Here is a 24,221-nt window from a genome sequence, read left to right on the forward strand (position 1 = left end):
CATGACTCACTTCGATACCAGCCTCGTGCCCAACGGCGATATTTTCATCGGCGGCGAATGGCGGCAAGGGCGTGGCAACCCGTATAAAAGCCTGTATCCGGCGGATCAGTCGGTCAACATGGAAATCTCGACGGCCAATGCCGACGATGCCCGCGACGCCGTGGAAGCCGCGGATATCGCATGGCGCCGCGCGGACTGGTCGGGTTTGAAGCCGCATCAACGCGCGCTGATTCTGTACCGCATCGCCGATCTGATCATGGCGCGCCACGAGGCGCTCGCACAACTGCAACGTCGAGACAACGGCAAGCCGATCGGCGAAACGCGCGTGCTCGTGGCGAGCGCCGCGAATACCTTCCGTTATTTCGCGGCCTGCCTCGAAACGCTCGACGAAGAAGTCACGCCTTCGCGCGGCGACTATCTGACCATGAGCATCTATGAGCCGATCGGCGTGATCGCGGCGATTACGCCGTGGAACTCGCCGATCGCATCCGACGCGCAGAAGCTCGCGCCGGCACTCGCGGGCGGCAATGCAGTCGTGTTGAAGCCTGCTGAAGTGACGCCTTTGGTTTCCTTGGCATTGGCGCGCATCTGCGAAGAGGCTGGTGTGCCGAAGGGTGTTCTGAGCGTTGTACCTGGGAAAGGCTCGGTGATCGGCGACGTGCTGGTGCGCCATCCGCTGGTGAAGAAAGTGTCGTTCACGGGCGGCACTGAAGTGGGCCGCGGTATCGCGCGCATCGCGGCGGACAAGCTGATGCCGGTGTCTTTGGAGCTTGGCGGCAAGTCGCCGACCATCGTGTTCGACGACGCCGATCTCGATCACGCGGTCAACGGTGTGCTGTACGGCATTTTCAGTTCGTCGGGCGAAGCGTGCATCGCGGGTTCGCGCCTCTTCGTGCAGCGCTCGATTTACGACGCGTTCATGAAGCGTCTCGCCGAAGGCGCGCGCAAGTTGCGCGTCGGCGACCCGTCGCGTGGCGACACGCAGATGGGCCCGCTGATTACGGCGGCGCACCGCGAAACCGTCGAGCGTTACGTCGCGCTGGGTCTGGAAGAGGGCGGTCGTCTGCTGTGCGGCGGCGAGCGCCCGGTCGGCGATGGCCGCGAAGCCGGCACGTATTTCCAGCCGACGATTCTCGAAGGACTGACCAACAATGCCCGCATCTGCCAGGAAGAAATCTTCGGCCCGGTGCTGGTGGCCATGCCTTTCGACGACGAAGCCTCGCTGCTGAAAGAAGCCAACAACAGCGTGTTTGGCCTCGCCGCCGGCATCTGGACGCGCGACTACAAGCGCGCCTACCGGATTGCCCGCGCACTCGAAGCCGGCACCATCTGGATCAACACCTACAAGCTGTTCTCGATCTCGACGCCGTTCAGCGGCTGGAAAGAGAGCGGCATGGGACGCGAGAAAGGCCGGCTCGGCATCCGCGAATACATGCAACAGAAAAGCCTCTACTGGGGCTTGAACGACGCGCCGCTGGCGTGGGCGAACTAATACGCAAGAGGCACGTATGACGATTCTCGGCATTGAACAGATTATTTATGGCGTGACGGATCTCGCCACCTGCCGCCGCTTTTTCGCGGACTGGGGTTTGAAGGAAGTCGCACACGACGAAACCCAGGCGCGCTTCGAAACGCTGAACGGCTGCACGGTTCTTGTCGTGAATGCGAACGATGCGTCGCTGCCGCCCGCGTTCGAAGAAGGCCCGACGCTGCGCGAAGTGACCTGGGGTGTGGCGACCAAAGCCGAACTCGACGCACTGCGTGGACGCTTTGCCGGCCAGCCGGGCCATTTCGAAACCGACGACGCCGTCGGCTGCATCGACCCGAACGGCATGGCGATTCGCGTTGAAGTGACGCGCAAGCGCGCGCTCGACGTGCACGGTTCGCCATCCAATGTGTGGGGCCAGACGTTGCGCGTCGATCAGCCGTCGCCGATCTACGAGCGTGCCGAACCTGTCGAAGTCGGTCACGTGGTGTTCTTCACGAACAAACTCGCCGAACAGGAAAAGTTCTATCAGGAACTGCTCGGTTTCGAAATGTCGGACCGTTATCCGGGTCGTGGCGCGTTCATGCGTTGCGCGCCGCACGGCGGCCACCACGACATTTTCCTGCTGGCGTTGCCCAACGGTAAGCGCGGCCTGAATCACGTCGCGTTCACTGTGCGCGATATCCACGAAGTGTTCGGCGGCGGCATGCATATCAGCCGCTGCGGCTGGGATACGCAACTCGGGCCGGGGCGTCATCCGGTGTCGTCGGCTTACTTCTGGTACTTCCAGAATCCGGCCGGCGGCCTGATCGAGTACTACGCCGACGAAGACCAACTCACGCCCGAATGGCAGCCGCGCGATTTCGAACCGGGTCCGACCGTGTTCGCCGAATGGGCGATCGACGGCGGCATCGACGGCAATACGCGGCGCCAGAAAAACGCGAAGGCGCCCGAGGGCAAGTTCATGACGGAGCAGAAAAAATGACGGACGCTGCTGCTGCAAAGGCGCAAGCCGCCCATGCCGGACTCGAAGCGCCGCGCACGATCGTGGTGATCGGCGGCGGCCAGGCGGCCGGCTGGGTTGTGAAGACCTTGCGTAAGGAAGGCTTCGATGGCCGCCTCGTGATGATCGCCGACGAAGTCCATCTGCCATACGAACGCCCGCCGCTCTCGAAAGCGGTGCTGGCGGGCGAAGCGGATATCGATACCGTGCGGCTCGTCAAGCCCGACGATTTCGACGCGCTGAACGTCGAAGCATGGCAACCGGATTGCGCGACTTCGATCGATCGTGAACAGCGCATCGTGCGCACGCAGTCGGGACGCGAAGTGCAGTACGACCGTCTGGTGATCGCGACCGGCGGCGCGGCGCGCAAGTTGCCGGACTCGTTGGTCAAGACCTCGCACGTTGCTTATCTGCGCACGCTCGACGAAGCCGTCGCATTGGGCGAACGCTTGCGTGCCAGCAAGCGTGTGCTGGTGGTGGGCGGCGGCTGGATCGGCCTTGAAGTCGCGGCCACGGCGCGCAAGCTCGGCGTCGACGCGACGGTGGTGGAAGGCGCGCCGCGTCTGTGCGCGCGTTCGTTGCCGCCGATGGTGTCCGACTTCCTGCTCGACCTGCATCGCTCGAACGGCGTGGACGTGCGTTTGAACGCCTCGCTCGTGTCGCTCGAAGATCATCCGAACGACGGTAACCGCATTCGCGCCACATTCGCGGACGGCTCGACACTCGATGCCGATTTCGCGGTGGCCGGCATCGGTCTCACGCCGCACACGGCGTTGGCCGAAGCGGCGGGCGTGAAGGTGGAAGACGGCATCGTGGTCGATCATTTCGGCGCGACCGACGACCCGCGCATTTTCGCGTGCGGCGACGTCGCCAATCATCCGAGCGCATGGCTCAAGCGCCGCGTGCGGCTCGAATCGTGGGCCAACGCGCAAAACCAGGCGATTGCCGCCGCCAAAGCATTGCTCGGCACCTTCGAACCGTATGCGGACATTCCGTGGTTCTGGTCCGATCAGTACGACGTCAATCTGCAGATTCTCGGCGACATTCCGGGCAACGCGCAGCTCGCCGTGCGCGGCGATTTGCCCGGCAAACGCGCCACGCTGTTCCATCTGGAAGACAGCGCGATTCGCGGCGTGATCGCTATCAATACGCCGCGCGAACTGAAACTGTCGCGCAAATGGATGAACCAAGGCCGGACCATCGACCTTGCCACCCTGACCGACGCCTCAACGGCACTTGCCTAACCACATCTACGGACGGCACAACGGCATGAGAACCATCGACAACACCATGGGGGACCGCAGCAGCGCCGGTGTCTCAGGCCCTGTGACCCGGGGCTCGATCATCGCGCGTCTGGAGCGGTTGCCCAAGAATGCAATGCAGGTGCGCGCGCGTATCCTGATCGGTCTCGCGACGTTCTTCGACGGCTTCGACGTGATCGCCATCGCGGCCACGCTGCCGATCCTGATCGCGAAGTGGCATCTGACGCCGTGGGAAATCGGCTTTTTGATCGGCTCCGGTTCGGTTGGACAACTGATCGGCGCATTCGTTTTTCCGTGGTACGCGGAGCGCAGCGGCCGCGTGAAAGCGATTGCGTTGAGTTCGGGGATTATCGGCATTACGAGTATTGCCTGCGGTTTTGCGCCGACGTTCGCGGCGTTCGTCGTGCTGCGTGTGATTCAGGGGCTCGGGCTCGGCGGGGAATTGCCGGTGGCCGCGACTTACATCAACGAGATCAGCCGTGCGCATGGCCGTGGCCGTTTTGTGCTGCTGTATGAAATCGTTTTCCCGGTCGGCCTGCTCGCCTCGAATGCGTTGGGCGCGTGGATCGTGCCGCGTTTCGGTTGGCAAGCCATGTACTTTATTGGCGGCATGCCGTTGATTCTGTTCTTCGTGCTGCGCAAGCTCGTGCCGGAATCGCCGCGCTGGCTCGCCGAACGTGAGCGCATGGCCGATGCGGATGCGGCGGTGCATGTATTCGAACGTGCGGTCAAAGGTCCACTTCCGCCGGTCACGCACTCGGCTGAATTTGAAGCGATGGCCAATCGGCACCCGAAGCGCCGCATGGGCGACCTGTTCGGTCCCGCGTATCTGAAACGCACGCTGGCGGTGGCGATGTTGTGGATCACCTGCGGCTTCATTCAATACGGTCTCTCGACGTGGCTGCCGACGATCTACCGCACGATTTATCACGCGCCGCTGCAACTCGCGCTGAATCTGGCGGTGGCGGCTTCGGTGCTCGGCGTGGTGGGGTCGCTGACTTGTGCGTTGCTGGTCGACAGGGTGGGGCGTAAGCCGATCATTAACCTGTCGTTCGTGGCATGCGCCATTTCATTGCTGCTGGCGGGTGTTTTCCACGATTCGTCGGTGTATGTGGTGGCCACGTTCTGCGCGCTTTCGCTGGGCTTCCTTGCATGCGGCTTCATCACGGCCTATGTGTACACGCCGGAACTTTATCCGACCAGCATCCGCGCGATGGGTTGCGGCGTTGGCGGCGCGTGGTTGAAGGTGGCGGCGATTTTTGCTCCCGCTATCGTGTCCAAGACGATGATCGGCGGCAATTTGCAGGTTGCGTTCTATATCCTCGCGGCCGTGCCGTTCCTCGCGGCGGTGGCGGTGCATTTTCTGGGTATTGAAACCAAGGGCAAGGTGCTGGAGCAGCTTGAGGCCTGAGGTATGCCGGTTCGGGTTTGAGGTGGGAATGAGTTTGGTGGGCGGTTGATGTTGTAGTACCGCGATAGCAGGAAGACGAAGGGCGCACTGGGTGGTGCGCCCTTTCGTTTTTGGGGTAGTTCCCTCCACCTACCCCACCCGCCGCCTGCACCCTTCAATCACCCACACACTCATCAACCCCGCGCCCGCGCACGCGACGATATCCGGCTTATAAATCGCCAACGCCATCCACACGAGATTCGTATACCCGCGAAAAAACGACGGTATAGCCGCACGCAGATCGCTCCAACGCGTCGTCGCCAGCACGCCACCCGTCGCCGACATCACCGCAAACAAGGCCCACGCAAACTGTGTCGCGCGCGCTTCGCGCTGTACCAGCAACACGATCAACGCTGCGAACCCGGCGAACCATACAGGCACACAGGCCCAAAACACAGGCGGCCGACGCGCAACCCATTCGCGCCATTCCGCCTGCGAAAACGAAATGAAGAACGCGAACAACACACCGTGCGCATAAGGCATCAACCACGCATGCGAGTCCGTAGCGATCCAGTGCCCGGCAAAGCCCAGCGCCGTCGCACTGAAGGCCGCAAGTATCGCGAGTTCCTTGACAGGCGGCCACCCGTAAATCAACGCAGCCCAAATCGTGCAGACCCCTAGCGTGGCCATCGCGATCGAAGTCGATCTTCCGCTCCCGTCTTCGCACAGCGCAATGGTGGTCGCACCAAGCCACACAGGAACCCACCCATAGCGCAGCCAACCGATCGCGCGTAACGCCCGCAGTTTTTGTTGCTGGCCTTCGGACAGCAACACGGTGGCGGCAGCGACCATCACCAAAGCAAGCATGAGTGTCGAAACAAGAATGCCCAATTGAGCCGGCGCCCACTGATCGAACCATCGGCCGCGACTGGAATTGAGCGAAGCATCGGCAAACAGCAATCCGCACCACGCATTCAGCGCGAGCGCCGGACCAAGCAGGCGGCCCGCGCTAATGCGAAACTTGAGGCAGCGGCCCCAGAAATCGACCTTCTCGGCATTGAGCCTCAGCCGCACGACGTTGGGATGGTAACGGCATAGCGCGATCAGCAGTTGCTCCATCTCGGCGCGCACGCCGGCACGAAGCAGCGCTCTAGCGCCGACCGTCATTTGAGGCAATGGCCCTTCGAGCAACGCCATCGCGTTGGGAAAGCGCAGACGCAGCGCGTCGTAGTCCTCGTCGGCAAACACGCGGTCCAGCGCGAGCGCCGCAATGGCCGCATTGCGCCGCCGCAGATGCGTCGCGCTGTCCCGCCAGCCGAGGACCGCACTTAGGTTCGTGCGCAGCGTGGCCGGCGTGTCCTCGTTTAGACAATGGCACAGCGCCTGCCATTCGAGTTCGTCGCGCGTCGGAATGTTGATAACGCGGGCAAATAGATCTTGCAGTGTCCGCCGCGACCCGAGATCATCCGCGTGCGCGACGAAGTTTTGCCAGAGTTGGACTGCGGTTTCGAAAGCGTCCAGTTCGCGAGCGGCCTGAACTTCAGAGGTGTCGGCCGTAATGGACAGCATCACAGGCGCTTTTGTAGATATCTGCGTGGGTTCGGTCAACTCCGCAGTCGCGATGCCGTCCACATTCACCTGCGTGGGCGCCGTGGTCGATTCCTGTGCGGCCGTACCGCTCGCCATCTGCAACGCGGACTCATACGCATACCGCAAACGCTGAAACGCCTCGGCATCTTCGTCCGGACGCTGTTGCTTCAACAGCCGCGCATAGGCGCGACGCACCGCACGCTCGTCGGCATTCGACTCGATCCCGAGCACGTCCCAAGGCCAATGATTGTTCGCAATCGTGTTCATGGCCGCTCAATAGGTCACATGCACATCAAAGCGGTCGAGCAGCGCGCCCAGTTCGCCGCGCGCCTGCGCGATTTCATCGGCATTCTGATGCTCGATCAGCGCCTGGAAGCGAGCGATATGCGCGGCCAGATATTGCCGATGGTCGCCCAGCGTTTCTTCGTAGACACGGTCCGCGCGCGTCAACAACGTCCGGTTCTCCAGTTGGTCGCGTGGATGAATCTTCAGCGCGCTCAATGCAGCGAGGCGCTCGCGGATTTCTTCCGGCGTCATCACACCGGGGTTTTCTTCAATCACCATTGCGCGTTTCTTGCCGTCCGGAAACGCGGTGGCTTCCACTTCGAGCACACCGTTGATGTCGTAAGTGAAGCGCACATCCGCGCCTGCTTCGCCCGCTGGTTTGAGCGGCACTTCGAGCGTGAATTCGCCGAGCGATACGTTGTCCGCGGTCAGCCGCGCTTCGCCCTGAAACACCTTGAGGTTGAGTATCGGCTGACGGTCGCGCACGGTAAAGATGCGCTGCATGCGGCTCACCGGCACGATCGTATTGCGCTCGATGATCGGCAGGAAGTGACCCGGCACGAATTGGCCCGGACCCACCTGCATGGCCGTGTCGATGCCGAGGCTATACGGCGCGACATCGGTCAGCACCATTTCTTCGAGCCCGGCGTCGCGTCCAACGAGACCGGCCTGTACCGCAGCGCCGAGTGCGACCACCTCGTCCGGATTCAAATGTCCGGTGGGCAGGCGACCGAACATCTTCGAGACCAGCTTGCGGACCATCGGCATGCGCGACGCACCACCCACGAGAATGATCTCGTCGAGCGCAGCCACGGCGATTTTCGAATCACGCAAGGCGCGTTCCACCGGCTTACGCAGCCGTTCCAGCAAATGCTCGCAAGTGCGCTCCGCGGCGGCTGCGTCGAGTTGGAGCGTGTACTTGTCGTCGCCGGCTGCAAGCTCGAGGGTGACGCTTTCAACGCCGCTCTGCGTGAACTGACGCTTCGCACGTTCGGCCTGCTGATGCAGACGCTGTGCTGCAACCGGCGCGAGCGATCTGACCTTGAGGCCGTTGCGCTGGCAGAACAACTCGACCAGTGCCTCGGTGAAATCTTCACCGCCCAGAAAATTGTCGCCGGTGCTCGCGCGCACCTCCATCACACCTTCGAAGAAGTCGAGCACGGAAACGTCGAAGGTGCCGCCGCCGAGATCGAAGATCAGAAATTTGCGCTCGCAATCGCGTTGATGCACGCCATACGCCAGCGCGGCCGCTGTCGGTTCGTTGACGAGACGCAGTACATTGAGACCGGCCAGTTCCCCGGCGATGCGCGTGGCTTTACGTTGTGCATCGCTGAAATAGGCGGGCACGGCGATCACCGCGTCGCTGATCGCTTCGCCGAGAAAAGCTTCGGCATCGGCCTTCAATGATTTGAGTACGAGAGAAGACAGCTCTTCGGGGCGCAGCGTTTGCGCGCCGAGCGACACGGTGCGGCTCGTGCCCATGTAGCGCTTGAAGTTTGCAGCGGTACGTTGCAGATGCGTATGCAGGCGATCGTGGGCGGGGCGGCCGACGAGGATCGAGCCGTCGTCGTCGATGGAAACGCACGAGGGCGTGAGCGTCTCGCCTAACGCGTTCGGGATGAGGACAGCGTGATTGTCGCGCCAGATTGCCGCGAGACTATGCGTGGTTCCAAGATCGATGCCGATGATCGAAGGCATGTACGGTTTCCGATTCGTTTGCGCCCCTCCGTGAGGAGACCGCCCAGGTTTTCGCTGATGCATTGCGTGGAGCCGGGTGTAGCTCCGTCCAATGGCGATAACGGCAGACCGCACGCAAACTTGAGCGGCGCGGACAAAAGGTCGCTGAGGGAATCGGATCGTGGGATGCGCTGCGCATGGCGGCCGGATGATCGGCCGGACATGCGAAAGCGGCGAGCCGTGCGTGGCACACGGCGTGGAGAGAGGTACTCGAAGCGCGCTAGACGAGCGTGCTGCGCGATAGCGATCGCTATCGCAACGTCGACATCACAGCGCTTTGCGATAAACCACGAAACCCGAGCGGTCCGCGACCTGGTCATACAGCTTCATCGCCGTCTGATTGGTTTCGTGTGTCTGCCAGTAAACGCGCTGCGAGCCATCGGCTTTGGCGCGTGCATATACCGCCTCGATCAATGCTCGGCCCACGCCTTTGCCGCGTTCGCTATCGAGCGTATAGAGGTCTTGCAGATAGCAGATGGGTCCCGCCATGGTGGTGTGACGGTGATACAGAAAATGCACGAGACCGAGCAACTGGCCGTTGCGTTCGGCGACCATGGCATGCATCGGCTCATAGCCGTCGAAGAAACGCCCCCAAGTGATTTTCGTGATTTCGCGCGGCAAGGCTGTTTCGCCCGAGCGGCCATAGAACGCGTTGTAGGCGTCCCATAGCGGCAACCACGCGTCGAAATCGGCGGGTGCGACAGGGCGGATCTGAATCGGGCCTGACATGTTTGATTCCTCGTTAAGTGAAGATTCTCAAACCGTCAGCATAAGAAATTTGTCGCACGATTGTTAGCTCCACAAAGCGGCCAGAACTTGGAGCCACGCGCAGGGTGATCGCCTCCGCCATGGCGCGCTAGACCGTTTCCGCCTTGAGCCATCGCGTGAGCAGCGCATCGTCGCCGGTTTCCAGCGACTCCGCGATTCGGCGTCCCACCGCCGCGCCGAATTTATATCCGTGTCCGGAGCAAGCCGACACCACTAGCGTGTTGCCAATCCGCTTCGAAAAGAACCGCTTGTCCGCCGTGAAGGTGTACGCGCAGGTTTTTACTTCGGATACCGTATATTCTTCTATGCGGCCGAACGGCGGCGAAAACATCCGGCGCAAACGGTCGCCATCGCCAGGCGCGGCAACGCGATTGGCGTCGGGGTCCAGCGCAAGCGTTTTATTGACACCCGCACCGAACTTCAGACCGACGCCGTCGATTGGTGGCAGCACATAGCCGTCATTCTTGCCGCCAATGTCGACGATCGCGGGTGCCGTCGACCACGCGTCTTCCAGATCCGCCGGCGGCTCCAGATAAGCGACGGTATTGCGATAAGTCATCAGGTTTTCGGCGAGCGCCGGGAACAGTTGCAACGTCCATGCGCCCGCGGCGACCACGAGCTTGTCGGCACGCACGAGAGTGTCGTCTTCGAGACGCACGGAAGCGGTGTGCGGATCGACCGCGAGCACCTTCGTGTGCATGCGAATATCGGCGCCGCGCATCTTGAGCCACGCTTTCATGTCGCGTGCAATGCGTTCGCTGAACAGCGCACCACCGTCGCGATCGAAGTAAGCATAACGAAAGGTGTTGGGGTCGAGAAAGGGAAACCGCGCGGCGGCATCGCGTGGCTCAAGCCTTTCATACTCGAAATTCATGCGGTCGAGTCCGGCGCGGAACTGCTCGGCGCCGTCGCCCGCGAATTGTGAAATGCCGAGTACTCCGCAGTTTGCATAGTGTGAAACGCCGAGGTCGTTCCACAGCAGGTCCCAGCTGTCGAACGCCTCGTCGATGGTGTGCGCGTAGCCGTCCGCATCGCTGTAGGCACGGCGAATCATGCGATGCCGGTCGCCTGAAGCGGCGAGTGGATTGGGAATCGAGCCTTGTTCGATCAGTGTGATGTCGTGTCCCTGTTTTGAGAGCGACCACGCCGTGCTCAAGCCGGTAATGCCCGCGCCTACGATTGTTATCCGCATGCCAACTCCCCCCAGTCAATGGTCCTGGGTCAGAGTCTAGCAGCGGGAAAAATAATCGGCGCGCGTCGCGTACGTTCGCGCGCGAGTCTATTCAGACAAAACGTTCAGCGAGCAGGCGTCTCCGCGCGCCGCGGTGTCAGTGTTTGCGGTCCGGGCTATGACGAAGCTGATTGCGGACTTTTTTCGCCGCAAAGAGCGGTACGTAATCGAATACACGCGCGTCCTGACGATAAACAGCCAGGATGTCCGCGTACAGCTTCGAGACCGTTTCCGTTGGCGTGTCGGTTTCCTCGGCGATGCTTCTCACCAATTCGTCTACGTTGGGCTCGGGTTGAGACATGGGCTTCTCCAAGGATGCCAGGCAGGTTGGACGGACACAGCGCGCACAGCAGGAGTTTCATTAGAGGATGCGATGCACGGGCATGCCAATTGAATCGATCTATCACATGATTCAATTCACAGAGATTTTTGTCTTGCGGTGCAGCAAGTCACCGTGTGGCGCGGCTAGCCGGAAAATCAATGCGTATGCCGGTGGTGAATATCTGGGAAATGCGCGTGCGCATGCGTGATGGGTGCATGTTGGTGCGGATGCGTGTGCGGCTCGGCGCCGTCCCACGCGAAGTCGTGCTCGTGCTGATGATGCGCGTCGTGCCGGTGACGGTGCGTATGTTCGAGCGGATCGTGCGTGTGAGGATGTTCGTGACGCTCGCGAATGTGCAGCCACACACCCAACGTCATCAGCGCGGCGGCGATCCAGAACAGCGGCGGCGGCATTTCCGGCCAGAGCAGCCACGACAAGGTCACGCCGAATAGCGGCGCGACGGAGAAGTAGGCGCCCGTTCGCGCCGTGCCGAGATTGCGCAACGCGACGACGAACAGCACGAGGCTGACGCCGTAGCCCGCAAAACCCGTGAGCATGGCGAGCGCGACGGTCGGCACGCTGGGCCATGCGGCACCGAGTACGAACGCGAGCGTCACGTTGACCGAACCGGCCACGAGCCCTTTTACGCAGGCGATGAACATGGCGTCGTGCGCGGACACCTTGCGCGTGAGGTTGTTGTCGACGGCCCAGCACGCGCACGCGCCAGCCAGCAGCAGCGTGCCGGGCGGCAGGCCCGCCGCGCCCGGCTGCCAGGAGAGCGCCACGCCGCCCGCGACGATCGCGGCCATGCCGAGGAACACCTGCACGTCGACATTTTCGCGAAACACGACCCAGGCGATCAGAGCGGTGAACACCCCTTCCAGATTGAGCAGCAGGGAACCGGTGGCGGCGGGCGTTGTTTTCAGACCCAGCATCAATAAAGCGGGCCCCACGACGCCGCCGGCCACGATCGCGCCGGCCAGCCACGGTACCTCGCGTAACGGGAAGCGGCTGTGGTCAGCCGGTTGCCCGGTGCGCCCGCCTTTGAGCCGGCGCGCCAGAATCAGGGCGGCAAGGCCCGCGCCGCTGCCGAGATAGAACAGCCCGGCAAGCAGGAACGGCGAGAGCGAGCCGAGCAGCGCTTTGGCGAGCGGGGTCGTCGCGCCGAACAGGGCGGCGGCGAGCAAGGCGGTAAACGCGGCATTGAAGCGGGAAGGCATGAGCGGGCGATTCAGGTAGGAGAGGGCGTTGCAGACACCTCAATGCTAACCGGATGGCGCGGCTTACGCTGCGCTGAACCGCCGTTTTGGATAGAAACTCCCCGAAGGCAGGATCGGCTAGCCTCGAAGGCAGGGCGGTCTGATCGCCGGAAACTGTCCCGCACGCGCCGAGCGTCGCCCGCACATGCTTTGCAGGGTCGCCGCGCGGATTCGCGGTCGGCGCGCGCATCCATCCGGCCCCATCGAACGTAATACCTTTATATCCGCCACGTTCGAGGCCATTGCCATGCGCCGTGTTGTGCTTACCACCGTCGCCGCCGCTGTTGCGGCAGTTCTACTGTTCTCGCTCGCGGGCTGCTCCAACGATCCGCCCAATCCCAACCCGCGCGCGAGCGAACCGCTCTCCACGGTGCCGGTCGACTTGCCGCGCTATATGGGCCGCTGGTACATCATCGCGAACATTCCCTATTTCGCCGAGCGCGACATGGTGGGGAGCCGCGCGGAATGGAAATTGCGCGACGACGGCAAGATCGAGGACTCGTACTACGGCCGCAAAAAGAGTTTCGACGCCGAGGAAAAGCACTATCAGTTTCTCGACACGCCCGTGCCGGGCAAAGACGGTGGCGAGTGGAGCGTGCAACTGTTCTGGCCGGTCCACGTGACGCAACTGACGCTCTACGTCGATCCGGACTATCGCTACACGATCCTCGGCTATCCCGGCAAAAACCTCGGCTGGATTTTTTCCCGCGAGCCGGACATGAGCGACGAAACGTATCGTGCCCTGCTCGGCCGGCTCGACGCGATGGGCTACGACACGGCGCGCTTCAGGCGCGTGCCGCAGCGTCCGGATCAGTTGGGCAAGCCGGGTTTCGCCTCGCCGGGCGACAAGGACTAGCGGGCGCGCCGGACGCATCCGATCGCGCTTTCGAAGCGTATAACCCGCATCGCCTTTGAACGAGGAATCCATGCCAGCACTTGCCGCCGCCGTGATTGCCCTGATTGGGCTCGTCGTGATTTTCAGCGCGGTCTGGGCATGGCAGTTGAAAACCGAAAACGCCGGCATGGTCGATCCCATCTGGGCGTATTCGCTCGGTCTCGTGGCCGTGCTCTACGCGGTGCTCGGCACAGGCGACCCGGTCGCGCGCGCTCTGACCGCGCTAGGTGGGTTGATCTGGGGTGTTCGGCTCGGCACGCATCTGTGGAAGCGCAATGCCGGCAAGCCCGAAGACGCGCGCTATCACCGCTTCCGCGAAGAATGGGGCGACAAGGCGGCGAGCAGGATGTTCTGGTTTTTCCAGTTGCAAGTCGTGATTTCGATGCTGCTTTCGATCGCGTTTCTGGTGCCGTCGTATCGCGGCACCGCGCCGGCCACGGGATGGATCGTACTGGCCGTGGTGGTGTGGATCGTCTCCGTGGCCGGCGAGGGTATAGCGGACCGCCAGTTGCGAGACTTCAAGGCCAATCTGGCGAATCGCGATACCGTGTGCCGCGTCGGCTTATGGCGTTACTCGCGTCATCCGAATTACTTCTTCGAATGCGTGCATTGGCTCGCGTATATCGCACTCTCGATCGGCACGCCGTGGGGCTGGTTCACGCTGCTGCCGCCGGTACTCATGGCGTTTCTATTGCTGAAGCTCTCCGGCATCCCGCTGCTCGAAGAAAGCATGGCAAAGCGGCGGCCCGGTTACGCCGATTACATGCGCACCACCAGCGCATTGATTCCGTGGCCGCCGCGGCATTGAACGCTCGCGCAGGGCGCCTGCACACTTTCAAAATAAAAATCGCGAAAAAACGATAGGGAGTCTGTTTCATGAGCCTTTCCACCACCGGTCACACCCTGCCGCCGTCACCCGCCGAGCCCGGCGATGGCTGGCTCATTCAGAGCTGCGAACGTGGCTGGCTGCCCGACGGCGTGATCCGTTTCGGCATGCGGCAGTTGATGCGCCAGCGCCTGCGCGACGAAGCGCACAATAACGGCGAGGTGCGCGCGCAACGCCTCAACCGTCTGCTCGATGATCTGCGTGCGAGCCCGATCGCGATCGAAACGCAAGCCGCCAACACGCAGCATTACGAGGTGCCGGCTTCGTTCTTTCACGCGCATCTCGGGCCGCATCTGAAGTATTCGTGCTGCCTGTATCCGACCGGCAGCGAGACGCTTGCGCAAGCCGAGGCGGCCATGCTGGAACGCTACGCCGAGCGCGCGGAGCTGGCCGACGGTCAGCGGATTCTCGATCTCGGCTGCGGCTGGGGTTCGTTGTCGTTATGGCTGGCGGCGCGCTATCCGAATTCGCGGATCGTCGCGCTATCGAACTCGCACGGGCAGCGCGCGTTCATTGAAGCGCGCGCGGAGCGGGTGGGCTTGCGCAACCTCTCGGTGGTCACGGGCAACATTGTCGATTTCGAATTCAATGACGAACAGCTTGGCTGCGGCTTTGATCGCGTGGTATCGATCGAGATGTTCGAGCATATGAAAAACTACGGCTTGCTGCTCGCGAAAATTGCGGGCTGGATGCGCGAGGACGCCAAGCTGTTCGTGCACATCTTCGTACACCGCACGCTCGCGTATCACTTTCAGGTGCAGGACGGCAGCGACTGGATGTCGAAATATTTCTTCACCGGCGGCACCATGCCGTCCGAGGCGCTGCTGCTCAATTTCCAGGACGACCTGCGCATGGAGCGGCAGTGGTGGGTGAGCGGCACGCATTACGAGCGCACGGCGAATCATTGGCTCGCCGCGCTCGACGCGGCACATGACCGGGTAATGCCGATGCTCGTCGATACCTACGGCGCGCGCGATGCGGCCGTGTGGCTGCAACGCTGGCGCATGTTCTATATGGCCGTGGCCGAGCTGTTCGGCTACGCGAATGGGAACGAGTGGGGCGTCGGTCACTATCGGTTTGTGAAGCGGCTTGTGAAGCGTTGAGCGACGGCCGGCGAGGTTCACCAACCCCCAAAGCGGGATACGGCGTGCCGGCCGCCTTTCATTGGGTTTGCGCGCGCGCCTTTCTGAGCGGCGCCGTCTCGTAGAAGCAGCACTGACGATTTGTCGTGTTGCCGGAAACTGCGCAGTGATATGGGTATCCAATCAGAATCGATCCTGAAGTATGGACGCCCGATCTGATCGAATTGCATGGCAACGTCGGCGGAAATGTGCCGCAGCAACGACAATGGCGTTCTGTTCGCTTGCCTGTTGCCGCAACCCACCTGCCAGGAACTGCCGATGACCGCTCCGATTCCCTTCGTCCCCGACCGCTTCAAGACCAACGCCGCGCATTACCTGGCGGGGCGTCAACCGTATTCGCCGCGCTTGATTCGCCGTGTCGCTCAGTCCTGCGAACTCGGCGGTTCGCACCGGCTGCTCGATCTCGGCTGCGGGCCGGGGCAGCTGTCGCTGGCGTTTTCCTCGTGGGTCGGTTCGGGTCTCGCACTCGACCCCGAACCGGAAATGCTGCGCATCGCGGCAGGCCTGGGCGCTGGAATTGCTCCGAATATCGAATACCGCCAGGGCAGCTCTTATGACCTGTCGCCGGCATTCGGGCGCTTTCGGTTGGCTGTCATCGGCCGCGCGTTTCACTGGATGGACCGGCCCGACACGCTCGCGAGGCTGGACGCGCTGATTGAGCCGGAAGGCGCGCTCGCACTGTTCTCGACGGCGATGGTCACCGACGCGCCGATTGCCTGGCTCGCGCCCTATCAGGCGTTGCTCGAAGAATACGCGCAGAGCGACCCGGCACGCGTGCAGCGCAAGTCGGACGACTGGGAGAGTCACGACACGGTGCTCGCAAAGTCGTCATTTTCGGCGCTGGAGCGCGTGTCGATTGTCGAAACACGGCGGACGTCGGTTGAATCGCTGGTCGAGCGGCCCTTGTCGATGTCGAGTCTGTCGCGTGAGCGGCTCGGCGAGCGGCTGGACGAACTGCAAGCCCGCATCCGGCAGCTACTGGATGCGCATGCAACCAACGGCTGGGTCGAGGAGCGAATCGAGTCGATCGCGCTGATCGCACGGCGCGAGGCAACGCTCGGCTAGGCTGCAATGGCGGCTTTGCGCCGCGCGCGCGAAATAATCTGAAACATACTATTAAGCGTGTGGCGGAATAAAGCCGCACACTGGGGCGTTCTCCTACCGTGCTGCGGTGCCATGCGCCTGAATCCGCCTCGGCATGACGGGAATATCAAACAGCTTTCGCAGCAATGAATCTGCGGACGGAACAATCATGAACACGCACGCCGACTCTTTGACCGACTCGAGCGGCACGCCAGTGCCGTCCCGTTACACCCGCACGGCCATGGTGCTGCACTGGCTGATCGCGCTGCTGATGATCGGCAACGTGGTGCTCGGCCTGAGCGCGGATTCGTTGCCGGACGACTGGGTGCGCCCGGTGATCGACACCCACAAGTCGATCGGTATCACGGTGCTGGGTCTCGCGCTCATGCGCATCTTGTGGCGTGTGTCGCACAAGCCGCCGCCGTTGCCGCGCGAGTTTCCGTCGTGGGAGAAGATCGCCGCGCACGTCGCGCATTTTCTGCTGTATCTGCTGATGATTGCGCTGCCGCTGTCCGGCTGGCTGCACGATTCCGCATGGAAAGACGCGGCGACGCACCCCATGCGCCTGTTCGACCTGTTCCCCTGGCCGCGTATCGGCTATGTGATGAATCTCGATCCGACGCTCAAGGAAAGCTTGCACGACCGCTTCGGCGCGTTGCACACGTGGCTCGGCTACGCGCTCTATGCGCTGCTGGCAATGCATATCGGCGGGGCGTTGAAGCATCAGTGGATCGATCGCAAGTCGGTTCTGAAGCGCATGGTGCCGTAAGCGCCGCGTCCACTTATCAACCGCAGCACAGACTACCCGGCAGTCATTTTGAAGAAAACCCTGGAACAGGCTCTCGCGCTCGCGTCGCCGCGCATTGTGCCGCGTCGCTCGACGCCGTTGAGTACGTTGATTCACCTGAGCGTGGTCGTGCTGTGGCTGCTGCTGTTCGCGCGCGCCTTCTTTCTGCAGGGCGCGCTCGCGTGGTCGACGGGCATTGCCTACGTGGTGTACGACACCTTGCTGCTGGCGTTCGTCACGTGGAAGACGCTGCCCCTGATGCGGCGTACGCCGCCGCTCGAGCCTGAGTTCGAGCGGCGCAGCTTGCCGAGCATGGGCGTGATCGTCGCGTCCCATAACGAAGCGACGGTGCTGCCGGTGACGCTAGCCGCGCTGTTGCGGCAGACGCATGGGCCGGCGCAGATCGTCATTGCCGACGACGGCTCTACCGACTCGACGCGCGAGCTGCTGATCGAGCGCTTCGGCCTCACGGCGGCCGCTGACGGCGTGCTGAGCGCACCCAGCGCGCTGTATCCGAACCTGTTCTGGCTGCGCGTGCCGCACGGCGGCAAGGCGCGCGCGCTGAACGCCGCGATCACCGTGATGACCACGGAAACCGTCATGACGGTCGACGCCGACACCCTGCTCGACGACGACGCCACCTACGCCATGCGCGCCGCTTTCGCGAGCGAACCGAGGCTCGTCGCCGCCGCCGGCATTCTGGTGCCGGTATGCGGCAAGTCGGTGTCGGGGCGCGTGTTCGAGTGGTTCCAGACCTACGAGTACATGCGCAACTTCATCGCCCGTTTTGCGTGGATGCGCGCCGACAGCCTGCTGCTGATTTCGGGGGCCTTCGCGTCGTTCAGGCGCGACGCGCTGGTCGACGTGGGCGGCTTCGATCCGCAGTGCCTGGTTGAAGACTACGAGCTGATTCACCGGCTGCGCCGTTATTCGGTCGACCACGGCCTCGACTGGGACGTGCGCGTGGTCGGCGAGGCGCATGCCCACACCGACGCACCGGACAATCTCGCCAGTTTTCTGCGTCAGCGGCGCCGCTGGTTCGCGGGCTTCCTGCAAACGCAGTACTGGAACCGCGACATGACCGGCAATCCGCGCTACGGCACGCTCGGCATGCTGATGCTGCCGGTCAAGGCGATCGACACCATGCAGCCGATCTACGGCTTGACCGCCTTTGCGCTGCTGCTCGCTTTTCTGCTCGGTGGGCATGGCGCGATCGTCGTGTCGATCTTCAGCGTGATCGGCCTGAAAACGGCAATCGATCTCGCGTTCTATCTGTGGAGCATCCATCTGTATCGGCGCTGGACCGGCGAGCGCACCGGCTCCAGTTTATGGATGGCGGTGTTCGCGGCGATTGCCGAGCCGTTCACGTTTCAACTGGTGCGGCACGTGGGCGCCACGCTCGGCTGGCTGCATTTCCTGCGTGGCGGACGGTCGTGGGGCGTGCAGCGCCGCTCAGGGCTGGTGGCGCACGACGAAGGCTGACACGGCGCCTTTCTTCAAGGCCGTGTTCCGGGTGACGGGACGGTGCGCTTGCGCGGCAAGGCACGCGGTCCGCGAACCCAAGCGGTGTCGGGTTCTAGTAGACTGGCGACGACGCCGCCCGCAACCTGCGGGGCGGCAACCTTCTATCCGCCCGTGCACGGAGACTCACCTATGCATGCTGTGCCCCCGCTAGAACAAGACACCGGCGATGCGACCGTCGATGTGTCGCCCCCCCAGACAGCATCGCAAAAAGCCGCTCACGCGCCCGGCCAGGCTGCCAACGACGCGCCGGTGCGCGATCTGCGCCGCGTCGGTATTCACCCAGACTACTGGTATCCGCTTGCGTGGTCGCATGAGGTGAAGCGGGGCAAGACGCATGGTGTCACGTTCGCGGGCGACCCGATCGTGCTGGCGCGCACGGAGGGCGGCAAGGTGTTCGCGCTCGAGGACCGCTGTGCGCATCGTCAGGTGCCATTGCATCAAGGCGTGGTGGATGGCGAATCGATTCGCTGCGGCTACCACGGCTGGACGTACGACTGCTCGGGCAAGTGCATCGACGTGCCGTATCTGGGCCGCGACCGTCTGCCGAATGGCGTGCGTTCCTATCCGTGCCGCGAAGTCGAAGGCCTGATCTTCGTTTTCCCCGGCGACGCCGCTCTGGCCGAACAACGGCCCATGCCGGATCTCGGCTCGGTGTCGGACACGAAGTACAAGACGCGCCGTTTCGGCCGTCCGGTGAATTGCCACTACTCGTTCATGCACGAGAACCTGATGGACATGAACCATCAGTTTTTGCATCGCAAGCAGATGGGGCAGATGCGGGCGCGTTCGCTCGGCCGGCGCCGTGGCGAGGGCTGGGTCGAAGTCGATTACACGTTTGCGCGCATGGCCGGTCAGCAGCCGATCGGCGAAGCGATCGTGTTCGGCCAGAGCCGCAAAACCGGCGGCGACAACGACAAGGACGTGATGACGATCCGCACCGAATATCCGTATCAGACGCTGCAGATCCGCACGTCCGAGCAGACGTTGGTGATGAATCTGTGGATCGTCTACGTGCCGCTCGATCGTGAGCAGCGCACCAACCGCACGTTCGGGCTGCTGTCGATTCGCAAACCGGGCATTCCCGGCGTGCTGAATCTCGCGTGGCCGTTGCTGGTGTGGTTCACCGAACGCATTTTCAAGGAAGACCGCGAAATCGTCGAAGCCGAACAGCGCGCCCATGATTCACAAGGCGCGGACTGGAATCACGAGGTATTTCCGGTCATCAACGAACTGCGCGCGTTGCTGCGCGAGAGCGGCGCGCCGGATCAGGTCGTGGGCGCCGGCACGGGCGATACGGCGGTGATTCGCTTCTGGGATTCGCGTCAGGGCAGCCCGCTCGCGAAGAGCTGATAGGCCGGCCTCTTTGAAGCCGGACGCCTCGCGCCAGTGACAATATCGCGCGGATAATTCGTAAGAAAAACTTTCCCCTTCGTGGGGAATTAATCCATCTCCGGACGGTAGGGAATCCCGGGCGATCGAGCGGCGATAATGGCAGCTAATGCACGGCGGTTTGCGCTAATCGACATGCGCCGGCCGCGTACCCGTGTACCATTTCGCTTTTTCCGATCTTCAAGACTAGCCCGTGACTACGCAACACATCCCTACCGCAACCCGTAAATCCCTCACTCTGCTGCAATTGCTGGGCCTCATCGGCGCCGCCGGCCTGATCGCCGCCATCGTGCTGAACCAGTTCGTCTAATCTCTGCGCGAAGTCTCGACGCAACGCTTCCGACCCCTGCCGGCACGTCTCGAAGAAAGTCTCTTTGGGGCGCGCTGCCGGCTTCATCGATATTCCGATTTGCCATGTACAAGAAGGGCGTAGCCGTAGAAATCCAGTTTTCCCCCGAGCGGCTCAACGACGGCGCCGGCGATCCCTACTGGATCGATCTGACGCAGGCCGAGGCAGAGCGGCTGCTGGAAAGCCTGCAGGCGCGTCTCGCGGCAACCGGCGAAGGCACGGCCGCGCCGTTGGTGGTGAGCCTGGATGAAACGCCGGCGTCTCACGCGGCCGAAGCGCCGCAGGCGTCCGCCGACGGTGCGGCCTGCGCGGACGATTTCAAGCAGTGGGTCTGCGTGATCTGCGGCTGGGTCTACGACGAAGCGGCGGGTTTGCCGGACGAAGGCATTGCGCCGGGCACCCGCTGGGCGGACGTCCCGGCCGACTGGCGCTGCCCGCTTTGCGACGTGGGCAAGGAAGACTTCGCGCTGGTCGAGTTTTAACCCGGCCAACGGATAACTCGCGCGGCTGATTAACCCGCGCCCTCCGGAAAATCCGCGCCTACCGTGGTGGCTTCCCATGCATCGAAATCGCCACGCATGAAGTCCAGCTTCTTGCGCGCCAGTTCGAGTGCGACTTTGCCGAGCAGCAAACGCAGCGGCGGTTTGTCCGACAGCGCAGCGTCGATGATTGCCTGCGCCGCGCGCACCGGGTCGCCCGCCTGCTTGCCGCTGCGCGCCTCGGTCTGCTTGCGGCGTTCGCCGGCCGTGGCCGCGTAGTCGTCGATCACTGTCGCCGACTGTTTGATCGACGGACCCGCCCAGTTGGTGCGGAACGGTCCGGGCTCGACGATCAACACGTCGATGCCGAGCGGTTTCACCTCGGTTGCCAGCGATTCGGAAAGACCCTCCACCGCGTATTTGGTGGCGTGGTAATAGCCCGTCGCGGCAAAGCTCGCAATGCCCCCAATCGACGACACATTGACGATCAAGCCGCTGTGCTGCTCACGCATGATCGGCAAGACGGCCTTGGTCATGTCGACCAGACCGAACACGTTGGTTTCGAACATGGCGCGGACTTCGTCGTCTTCGCCTTCCTCGATCGCGGCCAGATAACCATAGCCCGCGTTGTTGACGAGCGCATCGACGCGGCCAAAACGTTGCCTGGTTTGCGTGACCACGTCTTCGATCTGCTTGGGGTTCGTCACGTCGAGCGGCAGAACCAGTGCGCGATCGGCGTGGCCTTCCACGATATCTTTTACTTTCGACGGGTCGCGGGCGGTGACCACGGCGCGCCAGCCGCGTTCCAGCACCAGCTTTGCCAGCTCGCGGCCGAATCCGGTGGAACATCCTGTGATCAGCCAGACGGGATTGTCTCGATTCATCATTTGGGAAACTCCTGTTGATGTCTACGACATAAGAGGACTCCATGCGGCGCGAGCGCGCTGTGCACCGTTCGCGTGCGCAATCGGTTTGCTGCAGTGCTTAGCTTGAAGCGTGCCCGGACTTGTTTCGGTGGGTGCCGGCGGCCGTTCGCGTGCGTGGATGCGAGAACGACGCCGTTATTGCTGCTTGCGTCCGGTGTGGATCTTCAATTGTAGCCGGAGGGCGGCGGCTTCGCTTTGCAGCGCCTGAACGAACGCGCCGGCGAGCGGGTGGCCCGGACGATGTTCCGGATGAATCACGCTCACGCGAAACGGCAACGACACGGCGAGCGGCCGGATATGCAGGTTGCGGCCCGCGAAATCGAGAGCGGTTAGCGGATTGACGATCGCGACGCCAAGACCTTGCCGCACGAAACTGCACACCGAGACCGCCGTGGGCGTCTCGACGAGCTGGCGGCGCGCGATATTCGCTTGCGCGAAGGCTTCGTCGATCTGAATCCGGTACGGATCGTTCGACGACAGGCTGATGAAAGGCTGATTCGCGAAATCTTTCAACGCGATCACGCGCTTGTTGAGCAATGGATGCCCGTCAGGCAGCACGCACACTTCATCCACTTCGAGCAATGGCGTGAGGCGCGTGCCCGCTGGCGGCGCGCCATGTTCGGTCAAGCCGAGGTCATAGCGCTGGGCCGTCAGCCATTCTTCCAGAAACGGTGATTCCTGCGTTGCGATCGACAAACTCGCGCCGGGTTGGGCGTCGTGAAAGCGCTTCGCCGCGCCCGGCAGGATCGAATGCGAAAACGCGGGCAAAGCGATCACGGACAACTGGCCGCCCTGGAATTCACGCAGGCTGGCGGCGGTGGACGCCACACGTTCGAGCCCGACATACGCGCGCTTGATCTCGTCGAACAGCATGAGCGCGGACAGTGTGGGGCGCAGCCGGCCATTCGTGCGCTCGAACAAGGCAAAGCCGATGCTCTGTTCCATGCGCGCGAGTTCGCGGCTCACGGTGGGCTGCGAGGTGAAGAGCATCTCCGCCGCTTTGGTGACGCTGCCCGCTGTCATCAGCGCGCGGAAGACTTCGATATGCCGATGCGTGAGCGCCATGATGGGTATATCAGAAGTGAATGGAGTTGCCAGGAATTGGTATTTTACTGAATGCCACGTTTTTAGCATGATGTCGTTGACACCAACGCTTTGACATCGAGAGACGGAAACCGTGACGCCATTCAATCCGCAACAATTCGTCGGACTCGCGCAAGAGCATGGCACGCCGCTTTGGGTCTACAACGCAGACCTGATCCGCGAGCGCATTGCCGAATTGCGCAGCTTCGACGTGATCCGCTACGCGCAGAAGGCGTGTTCGAACCTGCATATCCTCAAACTGATGCGCGACGAAGGCGTCATGGTCGACGCCGTCTCGTTGGGCGAAATCGGTCGTAGTCTTGCGGCGGGTTTTGCACCAGAAGGCGATCCAGAAGGCGTCGTGTTCACGGCGGATCTGATCGATCATGCGACGCTTTCCACTGTTGTCGAACACCGCATCACAGTCAACGCGGGTTCGCTCGATATGCTCGAGCGGATAGGACGCCATGCGCCCGAAGGCCATCGCGTCTGGCTGCGGATCAATCCAGGCTTCGGCCACGGGCACAGCAACAAGACGAACACGGGCGGCGAGCATAGCAAGCATGGCATCTGGCTCGACGACGTGCCGCGCGCGATTGAACTGGTCCGGCGTTATCGTCTGAAGCTGGTCGGGTTGCACATGCATATCGGCTCAGGCGTCGATTATGGGCATCTGTCGCGCGTCTGCGAGGCGATGGTCGAAGCTGTGAAGGGGCTGGGCCACGATATCGAAGCAATTTCCGCGGGCGGCGGTCTATCGGTGCCGTACCGCGAAGGCGAGCCCGATATCGATGTGGCGCATTACTTCCGGCTCTGGGACGCGGCGCGGCGGCAGATCGAAGCGCACGTCGGGCATGGCGTGAGGCTGGAGATCGAACCGGGGCGCTTTCTGGTTGCGCAGGCGGGCGTGCTCGTGGCGGAAGTCCACGCGTTGAACTCGCGCCCCACGCAGCAGTTTGCTTTGGTGGATGCTGGATTCAACGATCTGGTGCGGCCGTCGTTTTACGGCAGCCATCATGAGATGACGGTGCTGAGACGTGATGGCTCGCCGAGTGACGCACCGGCCGATTCGTTCGCGGTGGCCGGGCCGCTGTGCGAAGCCGGCGACGTTTTCACCCAAGCGGAGGGTGGTGTCATGACGAGCCGGTCAATGCCGGCGCCCGAAGTGGGCGACTTCATCGTGTTTCACGATGCGGGTGCGTACGGCGCGTCGATGTCTTCGAACTACAACAGCCGGCCGCTCGCGCCCGAGGTGTTGCTGGAGCATGGCAAGCCTAGACTGATTCGTCGTCGTCAAACGCTCGATGAGTTGCTCGCGCTCGAAATAGCGGTTTGATTCCAGCGC

21 protein-coding genes are annotated in these 24,221 nt (G+C 62.6%); 13 read left to right on the forward strand and 8 right to left on the reverse strand.

The features are described from left to right. Position 1: 1 nt before the first annotated feature. Genes BLW71_RS29660 through BLW71_RS29675 form a run of 4 tightly spaced genes read left to right on the forward strand, consistent with a single transcriptional unit; the run spans position 2 to position 5,162 of the window. On the forward strand, positions 2 to 1,492 hold the full coding sequence (locus BLW71_RS29660; protein ID WP_091805500.1) for an aldehyde dehydrogenase: 1,491 nt from the start codon (positions 2 to 4) through the stop codon (positions 1,490 to 1,492). Positions 1,493 to 1,508: 16 nt separating this feature from the next. Then, positions 1,509 to 2,471 carry a VOC family protein gene (locus tag BLW71_RS29665; protein ID WP_091805504.1) on the forward strand — a complete coding sequence of 321 codons (963 nt, stop codon included), beginning with the start codon at positions 1,509 to 1,511 and terminating at the stop codon, positions 2,469 to 2,471. Further along, positions 2,468 to 3,733 (forward strand): NAD(P)/FAD-dependent oxidoreductase, encoded by a 1,266-nt coding sequence (locus BLW71_RS29670; RefSeq protein WP_091805506.1) that lies wholly within the window; start codon positions 2,468 to 2,470, stop codon positions 3,731 to 3,733. The genes BLW71_RS29665 and BLW71_RS29670 overlap by 4 nt, the downstream gene beginning before the upstream one ends. 25 nt (positions 3,734 to 3,758) lie before the next feature. Then, positions 3,759 to 5,162, forward strand: a complete 1,404-nt coding sequence (locus tag BLW71_RS29675; protein ID WP_091805508.1) for an MFS transporter — start codon at positions 3,759 to 3,761, stop codon at positions 5,160 to 5,162. A 129-nt stretch (positions 5,163 to 5,291) separates the two neighbouring features. Here BLW71_RS29675 and BLW71_RS29680 read toward each other — a convergent pair whose 3' ends face one another. From BLW71_RS29680 to BLW71_RS29705, 6 genes are all read right to left on the reverse strand, one after another. Continuing rightward, the gene (locus BLW71_RS29680) at positions 5,292 to 6,998 is read right to left on the reverse strand and encodes a J domain-containing protein (RefSeq protein WP_091805510.1); all 1,707 of its coding nucleotides are present in this window, start codon (positions 6,996 to 6,998) and stop codon (positions 5,292 to 5,294) included. Positions 6,999 to 7,004: 6 nt separating this feature from the next. Then, positions 7,005 to 8,714, reverse strand: a complete 1,710-nt coding sequence (locus BLW71_RS29685; protein ID WP_091805512.1) for a molecular chaperone HscC — start codon at positions 8,712 to 8,714, stop codon at positions 7,005 to 7,007. Positions 8,715 to 9,020: 306 nt separating this feature from the next. Next, entirely contained in the window at positions 9,021 to 9,482 is a 462-nt protein-coding gene (locus BLW71_RS29690) for a GNAT family N-acetyltransferase (protein WP_091805514.1), read from the reverse strand. Between the two features lie 127 nt (positions 9,483 to 9,609). Then, positions 9,610 to 10,713, reverse strand: coding sequence for an NAD(P)/FAD-dependent oxidoreductase (locus BLW71_RS29695; protein ID WP_091805516.1), 1,104 nt, complete (start codon positions 10,711 to 10,713; stop codon positions 9,610 to 9,612). 136 nt (positions 10,714 to 10,849) lie between these two features. Then, positions 10,850 to 11,053 (reverse strand): DUF3562 domain-containing protein, encoded by a 204-nt coding sequence (locus tag BLW71_RS29700; RefSeq protein WP_091805518.1) that lies wholly within the window; start codon positions 11,051 to 11,053, stop codon positions 10,850 to 10,852. Positions 11,054 to 11,229: 176 nt separating this feature from the next. Continuing rightward, positions 11,230 to 12,294, reverse strand: coding sequence for a DMT family transporter (locus BLW71_RS29705; protein ID WP_091805520.1), 1,065 nt, complete (start codon positions 12,292 to 12,294; stop codon positions 11,230 to 11,232). A gap of 286 nt (positions 12,295 to 12,580) precedes the next feature. Between BLW71_RS29705 and BLW71_RS29710 the strand changes: the two genes are divergently transcribed. From BLW71_RS29710 to BLW71_RS29745, 8 genes are all read left to right on the forward strand, one after another. Further along, positions 12,581 to 13,189: a lipocalin family protein gene (locus tag BLW71_RS29710; RefSeq protein WP_091809040.1), complete on the forward strand. Its 609-nt coding sequence runs from the start codon at positions 12,581 to 12,583 to the stop codon at positions 13,187 to 13,189. 70 nt (positions 13,190 to 13,259) lie between these two features. Then, complete coding sequence (locus tag BLW71_RS29715; protein WP_091805523.1) at positions 13,260 to 14,036, forward strand: DUF1295 domain-containing protein; 777 nt, start codon at positions 13,260 to 13,262, stop codon at positions 14,034 to 14,036. 68 nt (positions 14,037 to 14,104) lie between these two features. Then, positions 14,105 to 15,217: an SAM-dependent methyltransferase gene (locus BLW71_RS29720; RefSeq protein ID WP_091805526.1), complete on the forward strand. Its 1,113-nt coding sequence runs from the start codon at positions 14,105 to 14,107 to the stop codon at positions 15,215 to 15,217. A 297-nt stretch (positions 15,218 to 15,514) separates the two neighbouring features. Next, on the forward strand, positions 15,515 to 16,321 hold the full coding sequence (locus BLW71_RS29725; protein WP_091809042.1) for a class I SAM-dependent methyltransferase: 807 nt from the start codon (positions 15,515 to 15,517) through the stop codon (positions 16,319 to 16,321). Between the two features lie 187 nt (positions 16,322 to 16,508). Next, positions 16,509 to 17,108, forward strand: a complete 600-nt coding sequence (locus tag BLW71_RS29730; protein ID WP_091805529.1) for a cytochrome b — start codon at positions 16,509 to 16,511, stop codon at positions 17,106 to 17,108. A 48-nt stretch (positions 17,109 to 17,156) separates the two neighbouring features. Continuing rightward, positions 17,157 to 18,608 carry a glycosyltransferase family 2 protein gene (locus BLW71_RS29735; RefSeq protein WP_091805532.1) on the forward strand — a complete coding sequence of 484 codons (1,452 nt, stop codon included), beginning with the start codon at positions 17,157 to 17,159 and terminating at the stop codon, positions 18,606 to 18,608. Positions 18,609 to 18,779: 171 nt separating this feature from the next. Next, positions 18,780 to 20,000 (forward strand): Rieske 2Fe-2S domain-containing protein, encoded by a 1,221-nt coding sequence (locus BLW71_RS29740; RefSeq protein WP_091805534.1) that lies wholly within the window; start codon positions 18,780 to 18,782, stop codon positions 19,998 to 20,000. A 453-nt stretch (positions 20,001 to 20,453) separates the two neighbouring features. Continuing rightward, entirely contained in the window at positions 20,454 to 20,870 is a 417-nt protein-coding gene (locus tag BLW71_RS29745; protein ID WP_091805538.1) for a rubredoxin, read from the forward strand. A 29-nt stretch (positions 20,871 to 20,899) separates the two neighbouring features. Here the strand turns inward: BLW71_RS29745 and BLW71_RS29750 are convergent, their stop codons facing one another. Then, complete coding sequence (locus BLW71_RS29750) at positions 20,900 to 21,754, reverse strand: oxidoreductase (RefSeq protein ID WP_091805541.1); 855 nt, start codon at positions 21,752 to 21,754, stop codon at positions 20,900 to 20,902. A 174-nt stretch (positions 21,755 to 21,928) separates the two neighbouring features. Then, positions 21,929 to 22,858 (reverse strand): LysR family transcriptional regulator, encoded by a 930-nt coding sequence (locus tag BLW71_RS29755; RefSeq protein ID WP_091805544.1) that lies wholly within the window; start codon positions 22,856 to 22,858, stop codon positions 21,929 to 21,931. Positions 22,859 to 22,970: 112 nt separating this feature from the next. On the opposite strand from BLW71_RS29755, the gene lysA reads away from it, so the two are divergent. Then, complete coding sequence (gene lysA / locus BLW71_RS29760) at positions 22,971 to 24,212, forward strand: diaminopimelate decarboxylase (protein WP_091805546.1); 1,242 nt, start codon at positions 22,971 to 22,973, stop codon at positions 24,210 to 24,212. Positions 24,213 to 24,221: the final 9 nt, after the last annotated feature.

The sequence above is a fragment of the Burkholderia sp. WP9 genome, from assembly GCF_900104795.1.
Classification (GTDB): Bacteria; Pseudomonadota; Gammaproteobacteria; order Burkholderiales; family Burkholderiaceae; genus Paraburkholderia.